This is a genomic window from Natronococcus amylolyticus DSM 10524 (genome assembly GCF_000337675.1).
GTDB classification, from domain to species: Archaea; Halobacteriota; Halobacteria; order Halobacteriales; family Natrialbaceae; genus Natronococcus; species Natronococcus amylolyticus.
Map to the genome: position 1 here is coordinate 25,458 of NZ_AOIB01000009.1, position 11,752 is coordinate 37,209.

Annotated in this window: 18 protein-coding genes; 13 read left to right on the forward strand and 5 right to left on the reverse strand. The window is 66.3% G+C overall.

The features are described from left to right. The gene (locus C491_RS01785) at positions 1–852 is read right to left on the reverse strand and encodes a glycerophosphodiester phosphodiesterase (RefSeq protein WP_005553326.1); all 852 of its coding nucleotides are present in this window, start codon (positions 850–852) and stop codon (positions 1–3) included. Between C491_RS01785 and C491_RS22375 the strand changes: the two genes are divergently transcribed. The 4 genes from C491_RS22375 (at position 847) to npdG (ending at position 2,804) form a co-directional block, all read left to right on the forward strand. Continuing rightward, positions 847–1,080, forward strand: a complete 234-nt coding sequence (locus tag C491_RS22375) for a hypothetical protein (RefSeq protein ID WP_152421262.1) — start codon at positions 847–849, stop codon at positions 1,078–1,080. The two genes, C491_RS01785 and C491_RS22375, sit on opposite strands and share 6 nt — an antisense overlap. 170 nt (positions 1,081–1,250) lie before the next feature. Beyond that, positions 1,251–1,508 carry a hypothetical protein gene (locus C491_RS01790; RefSeq protein WP_005553327.1) on the forward strand — a complete coding sequence of 86 codons (258 nt, stop codon included), beginning with the start codon at positions 1,251–1,253 and terminating at the stop codon, positions 1,506–1,508. A 58-nt stretch (positions 1,509–1,566) separates the two neighbouring features. Continuing rightward, entirely contained in the window at positions 1,567–2,055 is a 489-nt protein-coding gene (locus C491_RS01795) for a VOC family protein (RefSeq protein WP_083909278.1), read from the forward strand. Positions 2,056–2,135: 80 nt separating this feature from the next. Further along, the gene (gene npdG / locus C491_RS01800; protein WP_005553331.1) at positions 2,136–2,804 is read left to right on the forward strand and encodes an NADPH-dependent F420 reductase; all 669 of its coding nucleotides are present in this window, start codon (positions 2,136–2,138) and stop codon (positions 2,802–2,804) included. On the opposite strand, the gene C491_RS01805 is transcribed toward npdG, so the two are convergent. Beyond that, positions 2,801–3,289, reverse strand: a complete 489-nt coding sequence (locus C491_RS01805) for a response regulator (RefSeq protein ID WP_005553333.1) — start codon at positions 3,287–3,289, stop codon at positions 2,801–2,803. The two genes, npdG and C491_RS01805, sit on opposite strands and share 4 nt — an antisense overlap. A gap of 172 nt (positions 3,290–3,461) precedes the next feature. Further along, a complete protein-coding gene (locus C491_RS01810; RefSeq protein WP_005553335.1) occupies positions 3,462–3,731 on the reverse strand; it encodes a thioredoxin family protein in 270 nt (89 codons plus the stop codon). Positions 3,732–3,963: 232 nt separating this feature from the next. Here C491_RS01810 and C491_RS01815 point away from each other — a divergent pair, with 232 nt between their 5' ends. From C491_RS01815 to C491_RS01835, 5 genes are all read left to right on the forward strand, one after another. Further along, positions 3,964–4,125: a preprotein translocase subunit Sec61beta gene (locus C491_RS01815; RefSeq protein ID WP_005553336.1), complete on the forward strand. Its 162-nt coding sequence runs from the start codon at positions 3,964–3,966 to the stop codon at positions 4,123–4,125. A gap of 107 nt (positions 4,126–4,232) precedes the next feature. After that, entirely contained in the window at positions 4,233–4,850 is a 618-nt protein-coding gene (gene pdxT, locus C491_RS01820; RefSeq protein WP_005553338.1) for a pyridoxal 5'-phosphate synthase glutaminase subunit PdxT, read from the forward strand. A 94-nt stretch (positions 4,851–4,944) separates the two neighbouring features. Continuing rightward, on the forward strand, positions 4,945–5,412 hold the full coding sequence (locus C491_RS01825; protein WP_005553339.1) for a bifunctional nuclease family protein: 468 nt from the start codon (positions 4,945–4,947) through the stop codon (positions 5,410–5,412). Then, positions 5,413–5,697, forward strand: coding sequence for a phosphoribosyl-ATP diphosphatase (hisE, locus tag C491_RS01830; protein ID WP_005553340.1), 285 nt, complete (start codon positions 5,413–5,415; stop codon positions 5,695–5,697). A 76-nt stretch (positions 5,698–5,773) separates the two neighbouring features. Continuing rightward, on the forward strand, positions 5,774–6,121 hold the full coding sequence (locus C491_RS01835) for a four-helix bundle copper-binding protein (RefSeq protein WP_005553341.1): 348 nt from the start codon (positions 5,774–5,776) through the stop codon (positions 6,119–6,121). A 210-nt stretch (positions 6,122–6,331) separates the two neighbouring features. Here C491_RS01835 and C491_RS01840 read toward each other — a convergent pair whose 3' ends face one another. Beyond that, positions 6,332–6,742 (reverse strand): DUF5518 domain-containing protein, encoded by a 411-nt coding sequence (locus C491_RS01840; protein ID WP_049891366.1) that lies wholly within the window; start codon positions 6,740–6,742, stop codon positions 6,332–6,334. A gap of 141 nt (positions 6,743–6,883) precedes the next feature. Between C491_RS01840 and C491_RS01845 the strand changes: the two genes are divergently transcribed. Further along, positions 6,884–7,867, forward strand: a complete 984-nt coding sequence (locus C491_RS01845) for an NOG1 family protein (RefSeq protein ID WP_005553343.1) — start codon at positions 6,884–6,886, stop codon at positions 7,865–7,867. Between the two features lie 4 nt (positions 7,868–7,871). Next, positions 7,872–8,201 carry a hypothetical protein gene (locus C491_RS01850; protein WP_005553344.1) on the forward strand — a complete coding sequence of 110 codons (330 nt, stop codon included), beginning with the start codon at positions 7,872–7,874 and terminating at the stop codon, positions 8,199–8,201. A 38-nt stretch (positions 8,202–8,239) separates the two neighbouring features. On the opposite strand, the gene C491_RS01855 is transcribed toward C491_RS01850, so the two are convergent. After that, positions 8,240–9,532 (reverse strand): TIGR00341 family protein, encoded by a 1,293-nt coding sequence (locus C491_RS01855; protein ID WP_005553346.1) that lies wholly within the window; start codon positions 9,530–9,532, stop codon positions 8,240–8,242. A gap of 162 nt (positions 9,533–9,694) precedes the next feature. Here C491_RS01855 and C491_RS01860 point away from each other — a divergent pair, with 162 nt between their 5' ends. Then, the gene (locus tag C491_RS01860) at positions 9,695–10,243 is read left to right on the forward strand and encodes a ribbon-helix-helix protein, CopG family (RefSeq protein WP_005553348.1); all 549 of its coding nucleotides are present in this window, start codon (positions 9,695–9,697) and stop codon (positions 10,241–10,243) included. Between the two features lie 132 nt (positions 10,244–10,375). Further along, complete coding sequence (locus C491_RS01865; protein ID WP_005553350.1) at positions 10,376–11,614, forward strand: Nramp family divalent metal transporter; 1,239 nt, start codon at positions 10,376–10,378, stop codon at positions 11,612–11,614. Positions 11,615–11,752: the final 138 nt, after the last annotated feature.

Sequence of the window (11,752 nt, forward strand, 5' to 3'; positions counted from 1 at the left end):
CTACCGGGCGAGTCCCGCATCCGTCCTCGCTCCCGTTCCCGCCTCGAGCCCGGGGTAGTCCGCGGCGACTCCGTCGATGCCCGCCGCGGCGAGGTCGTCGAACTGGAGCCAGCTATCGACGGTCCAGACGTTGACCGCACGGTCCTCCTCGTGGGCCACCTCGACGATGTCGATCTCGGGCTCGCTCGTCGGGAGCCCGTAGTAGGGTTCGCTCGCGAGCGCGGTCCCCGCGATCGCGTTCCGCGGCGGGTGGATCGCCTCGCAGTCGTACCGGCGGGCGATTTCGACGCCGGCCTCGAGGTCGTCCCAGACGAGCGGCGCGGCCGCGTAGTCGGCAGTATCTCGAAGGGCGGCGAGCGCACCCTCGCAGAACGACGAGAAGAGGAGTTCGCCGTCGAAGTCCTCGCAGTCCTCGAGGACCCGTTCGACGAACGGGTGCCACACCTCCCGCCGTTCTTCCCGGGCGTCCGCCGGCAGCGACTCGCCGACGCGCAGGTCGGCCGCCCCCGGGTTCTTCAGCTCGACGTTGATGCCGACCGTCTCGGGGACTGCCTCGAGCAGCGCCGACAGCGTCGGGATCGAGTCGTCGGTTCCCAGTACCGACAGCGATTCGAGCGTCTCAAGGGACGTCTCCCAAACGAACCCCGAGGCGTCGGTGACGGGTCGACCGTCCCGCGTTCGCTCGAGGCGCTCGTCGTGGAAGACGACCGGAGTCCCGCAGGCGGCGGGCTGGACGTCGACCTCGAGCATCGCGGTTCCCTCGTGTCCCGCCGCATCGACGGCGGCGGCGATCGTGTTTTCGGGAGCGACGCCGGCGTAACCGCGGTGGGCGATGACGGCGGGAGTGTGCATACCGACGACCACGGCGGCGGCCCCTATCAGTGGTTGGCAGTGCGGTTCGTTCGGGTCGCTGTGCAACTTGCGTTCAGCAAAGGTGAAGCTGATATCACCGCCACCATCCGCGAGCAGCGCGGAACGTTCCGTTCCGCGGATCGTTCGCGCGGCTATGCCGCGCGAAGACGAAGCGAGCGGTTCCCCGCCGAAGCGGGCGAAGCCCGCGAAGGCGGCTTTTTAGCGTAGATTTTTCGAGGAGAGGTGAGCGAGGCCTGCGAGCGAACCCGACGAGAAAAAGGTACGTATGCGTAATTAGCGGATCCGCCTCCTCTACACCGATCCACGGCGACGACAACGCTCTCAGCGTTCGCCTGCCGGGTTGCCTTTCAATACGCTACCGGGCGAACAGAGCGCGTATGACAGACACGACGCTAGACGACGTCGAACGGAATCTGGGCCGGGTCGAGGACCTCGAGCAGGAGGAGGCGATCTCGGTGCTCCAGACGGCAAAGCGGGACCTCGAGGCGATGAGCACCGACGGCGACGTCGACGAGGAGCGCCGCCAGGCCCTCGAGGACCGCCTCAACCAGCGGATGCGGGAGATCGAGGAACGGGACGCCTACGACGGCAACGTCGGCGAGGCGATGAACCCCGAGGATCACGACGCGCCCTAATACCGAGGTGTCAGCTGCCGGGCGAGCGCACTTGCCGCGAGCGACGCCACCACTGAATATGGCTCGCTACCCCCGTGGAGTGGCACACGTCGGCGTCACCGTTCCGGACATCGAGGCGGCGCTCGAGTGGTACGAGGACGTGCTCGGCTTCGAGACAATTATGGGTCCCGTCGAGGTCGACCACGGCGAGGACCACATCGGGAGGCTCTGTGCGGACGTACTGGGTGAGTTCGACACCGTCTCGATCGCCCACGTCGCGACGGGCAACCAGGTCGCGATCGAGCTCTTCGAGTTCGACGATACCGAGTCGGGCCCCGATCCGGAGCCGTCCGAGGCGGGCTACTTTCACGTCTGCGTCATCGATCCGGAGATCGAAGACCTCGCGGCCGAGATCGCCGACAGCGGCGGTGAACACCACACCGACGTCTGGGAGCTGTTCCCCGACCAGCCCTACCGAATGACCTACTGCAAGGACCCGTGGGGCAACATCGTCGAGATCTACACCCACAGCCACGAACGCATCTACAGCAACCAGGGCGACTACTGATTACGAACTGGCGCCCGAGAACCCGGCGAGATCGGCCGACCCCCCACCGTTTTATTCGGCTGCCGTCCCGAGAGGCGCGTATGCGAATCGCACTACTGGGCGGCACCGGCGACATCGGCGAGGGGCTCGCGCTCCGGTTCGCGCGTGATACCGACCACGAGATCCTCATCGGCTCCCGTGATCCCGAGAAGGCCCGCGACGCGGTCGCGGAGTACGAGGACGTTCTCGAGGCGATCGGCGCCGAGTCGAGCGTGAAGGGGTTTGTCAACGAGATGGCCGCGGATCGAGCCGACGTCGTCGTGCTCTCGGTCCCGCCGTACTACGTCGGCGATACGGTCGAGGCCGTCGCGGACGTCCTCGACGAGGACACCGTGCTGGTGACGCCCGCGGTCGGGATGCAGGGCGACGACGACGGACTTCACTACCATCCACCGAGTGCCGGCAGCGTCACCGAACTCGTTGCGAAGCGCGCGCCCGACGGCGTTCCCGTGGTCGGGGCCTTCCACAACCTCGCGGCCGGCGCGCTCACGGACCTCGAGCTCGAGCTGGATCTCGACACGCTCGTCGTCGGCGACGATTCGGACGCAAAAGGGCGAGTGATCGCGCTGGCCGAGGAGATCGAGGGGCTCCGGGCGCTCGACGTCGGCCCGCTGGCTAACGCGGCGGAAGTCGAGAGCGTCACGCCGCTCGTGATCAACATCGCACGGTACAACGACGACCTCCACGACGTCGGCGTGAAGTTCGACTAGCGGGCGCGCTCTGACTCGGATTCTGATGCCGGCGTGGATTCGGTCTCGAGTTCGGTTCGGGACCACGACGTTTCCAGCGAGCGCAGCGTCTCGAGAAAGCCGTCGGCGTCGACGGGTTTCGTCATCGCGTCGTCGATAGGCAGTTCGTCGAGCCCGAGCACCCGGTCCTGTGCGGGGTGGCCGGTCAGCACGACCAGGGGGATCTCCTCGATTTCGGGCGTTCCCTCGATCTCGGTCGCGACCTCGTCGCCGTTCAGCCGCGGGAGCTTGAAATCGAGCAAGACGAGATCGGGACGGGGTGCGTCGGCGAACTCTCCACGGCGGTGGAGAAAGTCGAGCGCGTCGCTCCCGTCGTCGACGACGTGGAACGTGTGGTCGATCGGCGTCGCTCGCAGCGACTCCTTCGTTAGCCGCACGTCCCCAGGGTTGTCCTCGACGAGTAAGATCTCCAGCGTGGCTGGTAGTCCACCGGCGCCATTCGACATGTACGTAGCTGTGAACGCTGTCCCCATCCAGCCACGGCCTGTTATTTCAGGCATTGAAATGCCCTCGGCAATCTGATGACGGCTCACCGCCTCTCGACTCGAGAGAGAAGCAAAGCTTCACGGTCCACTATAGGCGGAAAAACGACGCAAGAAACGTCGGCTGATCGACGGACTACGCGCCGGCGTCCTCGAGGGCGTCCTCGAGGTCCTCGCGCTGGGTGACGCCGACGAACCGCTCGACGACGCCGTCGTCGTTCTCGATGATCAGGGTCGGCAGCGAGCGAACCTGGTACTCGTTGGCAACGTCCTGCTGTTCGTCGACGTTTACCTTCTCGACATCGAAGCGCCCATCCCAGTCGTCCTCGAGTTCCTCGAGGATCGGATCCTGGGTCTTGCAGGGGCCACACCAGTCTGCGTAGAAGTCCTTGAGCGTGACGGACATGTGATCAGGGGTACTTGCCACGCGCCGCGCATAAGGGTTTCCCACTCGGGGGTTCACGCCGGTGTCACGGACGCCGCGGGCCGATCCCCGCCGCCGTCGCGCGATCCAATCGGCGAACGACCCCTCGAGCAGCGTCTCCCGCCGACGGTCGACTCGGCGAGCGAGCGGGCCGTCTCCTCGAACCCGTTCGATCGTCGAAAGCTTTAGTTCAGCCCAACCCGATGGTGTACGTATGGACAGAGGACAAAACTCCGGCGGGCTGATGTCCAGTGCCGGACTCGTCCGGTACTTCGACGCAGAGGACTCGAACGCGATCCGTATCGACCCGAAGACGGTTATCGCCACGGGGATCATGCTGGGCGTGCTCGTCCAGCTGCTGATCTTCGTCTCCTGATCCTCGCCCGTCGTTCCCGACGAGCGTCTCGGTAGCCGCGGCGCCGGAGCGCTCGAGACGTCACCGTGACGCGTCGTTTTTGGCCGTTCGCTCCGTACCCGACAGCCATGTCACTGACAGCCGGCGTCGTCGCCGTTCAGGGCAACGTCGACGAACACGCCGACGCGATCGAACGCGCCGCGCGAGCCCACGGGCGGGAGGTTACCGTCCGCGAGATCCGTGACTCCGGGATCGTCCCCGACTGCGACCTGCTCGCGATGCCCGGCGGCGAGTCGACGACGATCTCGCGGCTCGTCCACGGCGAGAGGATCGCCGACGAGATCCGGGACCACGTCGCCGCCGGGAAACCCTTGCTTGCGACGTGTGCGGGCCTGATCGTCGCCTCGAGCGACGCGAACGACGACCGCGTCGACGAACTCGAACTGATCGACGCCTCGATCGAGCGCAACGCCTTCGGGCGACAGAAGGACAGCTTCGAGGCACCCCTCGAGATCGACGGCCTCGAGGAGCCGTTTCCGGCGGTGTTCATCCGCGCCCCCGCCGTCGACGACGTCGGCGACGCCGACGTACTCGCGCGCTGGGAGGGGCGACCGGTCGCGGTGCGTGACGGTCCCGTCGTCGCGACCGCCTTCCATCCCGAGCTGACCCCGGACAGTCGCCTCCACGGGCTGGCGTTCTTCGAGAACGAGGAGTCGATCGGGCCGGCGCTCGAGGAGCCCGCGTAGCGCCGGGTCGACCACCACGATCGTTCGACCGCGCTCGGCCGTGCAAGCATGTGCGGCCGAACACGTTTTTCCCCTGCCGCGCGTCGAGCCGAACATGAACGCAGCGATCGACGCCGTCCGCGTCGCGGGAACACCCCAGGGTCCGGTTCCAGTGGTCGTTCTCGAACTCGAGAGCGAAGACGACGTCGTCCCGATCTTCATCGGGTTCAACGAGGCCGTAAGCATCGATCGCGGCCTCGAGGCCGAGGACATCGGCCGGCCGCTGACCCACGACCTGTTGCTCGACGTCATGGAGGAACTCGGCAGCCGGATCGAGCGCGTCGTCGTCAGCGCGATCGAATCCGGGGCGAACGATCGGGGCGGCACCTACATTGCCGACCTCCACCTCCAGACCGCCCGTGGCGAGACGGTGATCGACGCGCGCCCGAGCGACTCGCTCGCGCTCGCCGCCCGGACGAACGCACCGATCGAGGTCACCGAGGACGTCTTCGAGGACGGCCGAGACGACAGGGAGAAGTTCGAGCACCTCGAATCGATCCGTGACGTCTCCGGTGAGTTCTGAATGGACGACACGCTCGAAGCCCTGTTCGCCGTCATCGAGGATCGCAAGGAAACGCTGCCCGAGGACTCCTACACCGCGTCGCTGTTCACCCACGAGAAGGGGGAGAACGCGGTGCTCGAGAAACTCGGCGAGGAGAGCACCGAACTCGTGCTCGCGGCCAAAGACGACGACCGCGAGGAGATCGCCTACGAGGCCGCCGACATCGTCTACCACCTGCTCGTGTTGCTGTCGATGAAGGACATGGATCTCGAGGAGCTCGAGGCCGAACTCGAGGCGCGGCGCTAGACGAACGCCCAACGAGGCCGACGCTTGCAGCCGCCCGGCCCAGATTGATTGTCCCGATCGGTGTGAGGGTGCCTGCATGGCAGTCGAACAGATCGAACACGCCGACGACCACATGCAGGAGTGTATCGACAACTGTCTCGAGGCTGCGCAGGTCTGCGAGTGGTGTGCCGACGCCTGCCTCGACGAGGGCGAGGAGATGGCCCGCTGCGTCCGGCTCTGTCGGGACGTGGCCGACATCGCCTCGCTGCACGCGCGGTTCATGGCCCGTAACTCGAGTTACCACGCGGAACTGGGCGAGCTCTGTGCGGACCTCTGTGAGGAGTGCGCCGAGGAGTGTGAGGGCCACGATCACGACCACTGCCAGGCCTGCGCCGAGATCCTTCCGAACTGCGTCGAGAGCTGCCGCGAGATGGCTTCCAGTTGACGCGAGTCCACGGGAGCAACGCGCCCAGGTAGCTTCCAGTCGAGATCCCCCATCCCTCGTTTTCAACGGATCTCGGCACCGCATTTTCGGATTTCCACGGGGTCTGGAACCGGTTTTCCCGCCTGGTCGCCTCCTGAACCCAGACGATCAGTTTCCGCACGGCGTCCGTTCCCGCGACGTTCGTCGCAACTCGTCGCTCGAGCGGCCGATCTACACCCGACGCCCTGAAGCTCCCGGGTCGCTCGAGGAGCCGGAGTTGAAGAACCCGCCGATGGCCCCGGCGATCGCGCTCTCGAGGGCCATGACAAAGGACAGCGCCAGCGCGACGAGGAAGATCCCGAGGCCGGCGAGGCCGCTGATGGCGCCGCCGATCGGGCCGCCGGCCCAGCCGGCGACCCCGACGACGAGCGCAACGAGCACGCCGGCGACGAGCCCGCCGAGGGCGCCGGCAAGCAGCCCATGCCAGAAGCCGCGTCCGAGCCCGCCGCCGGCGAGGTAACCGGCGACGAACCCGCCGATCAGCCCCGCGGCAAGCTGGCCGACACCCGGCAGCGTGAGTCCGACGATCCCGAGAATAGTGATGACGAGAAAGCCAATGACGACGGAGCGCCAGTCTGTCATACCGATCCGTCGGACGCGAGCGGACATAAGCCCTCGGCGTGGATACTGCGGGGTATGGCCCGTCGGGTCGTCGGACAGTGCCTCCACGACGGCCGCGGGATAACGAACGACCTTTTACGACCGCGGGTTCTAGCTGAAGGCATGATTTTCGAAGACCTTCCGACCACGCCCACGTCGGAAGAGCTGATCGACAAGGCGTTCTCGCGGGCGGCGCGGGCCGGCAAGGCCAAGGGCGGCCTCGAGGCCCAGCAGTCGATGCTCCAGACCGCGGCGAACATCATCTCCGACAATCTGGAAAACGTCGTCACGGCCTGGCCGGACTTCGCCTACGAGGACGACGTCGACCCGTTCTACTACGAGATCGCGGACGCGATCGTCGACGTGGACCGCCTGCGTCAGAGCCTCTCGGAGACGATGTGGGCCAGCCGCAAGGCCCGCGAGATCCACCAGGAGTACCAGCCGAAGCTGCGCAAGACCGACATCGACACCGCACGCAAACATCGAAAACAGGCGTTCGCCCGGCTCGCGGACATCGTCGAACAGATCGACGACGAGCTGCTGTACATCAACGAGTCGCGCAACGACCTGCGGGACCTCCCCGAGATCAACCCCGACGAGCCGACGATCGTCGTCGCGGGCTACCCAAACGTCGGGAAGTCGTCGTTCGTCAACGACGTCACGAACGCCCGCGGCGAGACCGCTTCATACCCGTTCACGACGAAGGGGATCGGGCTGGGTCACTTCGAGCGAGATCACATCCGCTATCAGATCGTCGACACGCCCGGCCTGCTCGACCGCCCGCCGCAGGATCGAAACGAGATCGAGTCACAGGCGGTGAGCGCGATCGAACACCTCGCCGACTGCATGCTCGTCGTCCTCGACCCGAGCGGGGAGTGTGGCTACCCCCTCGAGTCCCAGCTCGAGCTTCGGGACGCCATCGCCGCGCAGTTCGAGGACGTGCCCGTGTTCACGGTCGCGAACAAGATCGACCGCGCCGAACACTGGACGGCCGACGTCGCCGCTGACTACGAGATGAGCGTCGAGACCGGCGAGAACGTCGAGACCGTCCTCGACGCGGCCGTCGAGGCGATCGGCTACGAACCGGAACTGCCGTTCGAGGAGTAACGTCATGAAGGGACCGGGAATCCTCTGGATGTTACAGACCGCGGCCGGCTTCTCGCTGGCCGGGCCGCTGTTCTTCCTCGCGGCGAACTACCTCTTCGCGGGGCGGTACGCCTGGGGCGTGAGCTTCCTCTTTTTTGGGCTGCTCGTGCTCTACTTCCCGACGTACCTCGTCAACCGCATCGGCGGGCCGCGAGCGTGGGTCCGGCGTCGGCTCGGTCGGGGCGGTGACGACGAGGCGGAGGACGAAAGCACCGCGGCGGACGGCGGGACCGACGCCGACCGATCGTCCGGCTCCAATCGGGGATCGGCGCTCGAGCGGCTGCGGAGCCGTTGAGGGTCGAGAACGGCGCCCGAGAGCGGAGCGAGTGACGCTCACTCCTCGACGATGTTGACGTACCTGATCTCGATATCGACGTCACCGTCGGCGTGTTGCTCGACCCGTTGATTGAGTTCCGATGCCAGTCCGGGCGCGGTCTCGCCGGGCGGCCCGCCGATCGTGACGATCACCCGCTCGGGACTCTGGATCGGATAGTCCTCGTCCATGAGCACCTCGATTTCGAGGAACTGGTACTGCTCGAACTCCTCCTCGTCGAGTGCGAGTATCACCTCCTCGCGGGCGTTCTCCTCGAAGTTGCCGGCCTGGTACGACGAGTAGGTGATCGCCCCGAGAAACACCGAGAAGACGAGCACGATCACGACGAGCCCGACGACGCGCTTTCGGACCCGCTTTTCCGTCGGACCGAGTTCGAACAGGCTCTCCGGTCGGTACCCCAGATACCACAGCGTCAGCAGGCCGGCGAGGTTCACCGAGAGCACGTTGACGAACACGAGCGCCGTCGAACCGATCGCGGCCGCGGGCTGGCCCCAGGCGATCGCGATCCCCGCAGCCGCGGCGGGCGGAATCAGCGCTGCGGCGATCATCACGCCGACGAGCGCGACGGAGATCCCCGTCGCGATGCTGACGATCCCCGCGACGCCGGCGCCGAGCGCGACCGCCAGCGAGAGCAGGTCGGGCGCGAGGCGCTCGGAGATCTCGTCGACCTCCGCGAGCTCGAGGCCGGGCGGGACGATGTTCGTAACGTGGACCGACCAGGCGAAGACGGCCGCCGCACCGATCGCGAAGATGATGCCGATGAACTGGTAGGCCACGCTCTCGACGAACAGATCCTCCTCGTCGATCACCGAGCCGACACTGGCACCGAGAGCCGGACCGATCAGCGGCGCGATCACCATCGAGCCGACGACGACCGCCGGCGAGTCAAGCAGCAGTCCGGCCGTCGCGACGATCGCACTGATGATCGTCATCGTCGAGTAGACGCCGAACGTCGGCGTCAGCGACTCCGCTTCGGTCTGGAGCTCCTGTCTCGAGATCCGATCCGATTCGACGTCGCCCTCCTCGTACTCCTCGCGCAGCGCCTCGAACCGTCGAGAGACGACCGTCTCCGCATCGACGACGACCGTGTACGCGTCCTCCCCGACCCCCGCCTCCTGAAGCTCGTCGAGCACCGGCTCGACGGCCGGCGCCGGCAGTGGAAAGTAGACGACCGCCGTGTAGTCCCGGTCGCTCTCTTCGTCGGTGACGACGTAGTCGATCCCTCGATCGTCGAGTGTCTCGAGGATCGTCTGTCGCTTTCCCGTCGGAACCGTCAGCTGTACGAGCCGCACAGCTGGTACGTCGACCCCAGGGGTCATAACTCCGGACACTTTCGGTATGCTGTCGGTCGGTTTCGCCGCTACGGCGATTTCCGGGTCGCGTGATTCGGAGACCGAGGGCCGAACACCCGATCGTTCGTGAACTATACCCGTCTCGCGTTCCTCCCGGACGCTATGGCACACCGCGTCACCGTCTCGCTCGACGACGAGACGAAGGCGGCCCTCGAGACGCTCGCCGGCGAGACTGGAAGAGGACAGAGCGAGGTCGTCCGACGCGCGCTGTCGTTTTACGCCGCGAACTTCGAGGCCGCGAGCGGGCGACCGAGCGACAACTTGGAACAGTACTACCAGATGCTCTCTTCCGGCGAGCACGTCCTGCTCGACGTCGACTTCCTGCACGCCTTTCTCGAGCACCTCTATGCGGGTGGCGATCCCGATCCGGCGTTCGTCGAGGCGGCCGACCGGGTCTCGGACTACCACGCGAGGGAGTACGAAGCGCGGTTCGAGGGTATCGACGAACTCCTCGAGTGGCTCTCCTTCTGTGGCTTCCTCGAGGTCCGTGACGAGGCCGGCGGGGTCTACCACGTCGTCTTCCCCTCGGAGGCGATCCAGTGGTTCATGACCCGCTTTATCGAGCGCAGCACCGCCTCGATGCCGATCGAACTCGAGATCGAACGGGGCGTCTCGAAGACGATCGTCGCCGAGCGCTCGAGCGACGCGTAGCCGGACCCCTCACACGAGTTCATACTCGGTCATACGACGGACTGCTCGAGCGGCCACATCGACGGAGCCGTATGATCCGCGCTCAACAACCCTTATGCTGCTCTCGGAGAGCGGATACTGTGTACACTCACCATGGGTATAGTAGACAGGCTGAAAGCGATCGGACCGGGCGCGCTCGTCGCGGCGGCGTTCGTCGGTCCGGGAACCGTCACGACCGCGAGCGTCATCGGCGCGGAGTACGCCTACGTGCTCGTCTGGACGATCGCCTTCTCGATTCTGGCGACGATGGTCCTCCAGGAGATGAGCGCGCGGCTGGGGCTGATCTCGCGCGAGGGGCTCGGCGAGGCGCTCAGGGACGAATTCTCGAATCCGCTGGCGAAGTGGGCGTCGGTCCTGCTCGTCGTCAGCGCGATCGGGATCGGCACGGCGGCGTTCCAGACCGGCAACATCGTCGGCGGCGCGGCAGGCCTCGCGACGATCACCGGCGTCAGCGAGAACGTCTGGGGGCCGCTGATCGGGATCGTCGCGGGCGCCCTGCTCTGGTCGGGCAACTACAAGCTGATCGAGCGCGTGTTTATCGGCCTCGTCGCCGTTATGGGTGGGGCGTTCCTGCTCAACGCGATTATGGTCCGTCCCGACCTCGGCGCGCTCGCCGGCGGCCTCGTCCCGACGATTCCGGAGGGATCGGCGTACCTGATCGCGGGCCTCGTCGGCACCACCGTCGTCGGCTACAACCTGTTTCTGCACGCGAGCACCGTCCAGGAACGCTGGGACGGCCCCGACGACCTCGCGGAGTGTCGAACCGACACGATCGGAATGATCGTCGTCGGCGGGCTGATCACGACGGCGATCGTCGTGACCGCAGCCGCGGTGTTCCCCGAGGGAACCACGATCGCCGACGTCGGCGAGATGGCCGACCAGCTCGAGCCCGTCTTCGGCGGCTACGCGCTGACCTTTTTTGCGATCGGCCTCTTCGCGGCCGGCTTCACGAGCGCGATGAGCGCGCCCCTCGCGGGGGCCTACGCGACCGCCGGCGCGCTCGGCTGGGAACGCGATCTGAAATCGACCCGGTTCCGGGCGATCTGGGTGACGATCCTCTCGGTCGGGGTCGTCTTCTCGGCGGTCGGCTTCGATCCCGTACAGGTGATCGTCTTCGCGCAGGTCGCCAACGGCCTCCTGCTGCCGATCATCGCCCTATTTCTGATCTATGCGATGAACAACGAGGCACTGCTCGGCGAGTATACGAACAGCACGCTCCAGAACATCCTCGGCGGGCTCGTCACCCTCGTCGTCGTTGGCATCGGCGTCCAGACGCTCTACGACGTCCTGATCGTTCAGGACGGACTCGACGTTCTCTTCGGCTTCCTCTGACGCGACGAACTCTCAGTGACTATGAACGATACACCGATATCCGACGAACGCACGGACACGCAACCAGCACACACGGATGCCACCCGGATCGGCGTCGACGTCGGCGGCACCTTCACCGACGTCGCCCTCTCCGTCGAC

Coding starts and splice junctions, on each gene's coding strand:
- C491_RS01810 (WP_005553335.1), bottom strand. CDS start 3,731: ATGTCCGTCACGCTCAAGGACTTCTACGCAGACTGGTGTGGCCCCTGC.
- C491_RS01790 (WP_005553327.1), top strand. CDS start 1,251: ATGACAGACACGACGCTAGACGACGTCGAACGGAATCTGGGCCGGGTC.
- C491_RS01835 (WP_005553341.1), top strand. CDS start 5,774: ATGGCAGTCGAACAGATCGAACACGCCGACGACCACATGCAGGAGTGT.
- C491_RS01865 (WP_005553350.1), top strand. CDS start 10,376: ATGGGTATAGTAGACAGGCTGAAAGCGATCGGACCGGGCGCGCTCGTC.
- C491_RS01785 (WP_005553326.1), bottom strand. CDS start 852: ATGCACACTCCCGCCGTCATCGCCCACCGCGGTTACGCCGGCGTCGCT.
- C491_RS01795 (WP_083909278.1), top strand. CDS start 1,567: ATGGCTCGCTACCCCCGTGGAGTGGCACACGTCGGCGTCACCGTTCCG.
- npdG (WP_005553331.1), top strand. CDS start 2,136: ATGCGAATCGCACTACTGGGCGGCACCGGCGACATCGGCGAGGGGCTC.
- C491_RS01860 (WP_005553348.1), top strand. CDS start 9,695: ATGGCACACCGCGTCACCGTCTCGCTCGACGACGAGACGAAGGCGGCC.
- C491_RS01825 (WP_005553339.1), top strand. CDS start 4,945: ATGAACGCAGCGATCGACGCCGTCCGCGTCGCGGGAACACCCCAGGGT.
- pdxT (WP_005553338.1), top strand. CDS start 4,233: ATGTCACTGACAGCCGGCGTCGTCGCCGTTCAGGGCAACGTCGACGAA.
- C491_RS01840 (WP_049891366.1), bottom strand. CDS start 6,742: ATGACAGACTGGCGCTCCGTCGTCATTGGCTTTCTCGTCATCACTATT.
- C491_RS01845 (WP_005553343.1), top strand. CDS start 6,884: ATGATTTTCGAAGACCTTCCGACCACGCCCACGTCGGAAGAGCTGATC.
- C491_RS01850 (WP_005553344.1), top strand. CDS start 7,872: ATGAAGGGACCGGGAATCCTCTGGATGTTACAGACCGCGGCCGGCTTC.
- C491_RS01815 (WP_005553336.1), top strand. CDS start 3,964: ATGGACAGAGGACAAAACTCCGGCGGGCTGATGTCCAGTGCCGGACTC.
- hisE (WP_005553340.1), top strand. CDS start 5,413: ATGGACGACACGCTCGAAGCCCTGTTCGCCGTCATCGAGGATCGCAAG.
- C491_RS01805 (WP_005553333.1), bottom strand. CDS start 3,289: ATGTCGAATGGCGCCGGTGGACTACCAGCCACGCTGGAGATCTTACTC.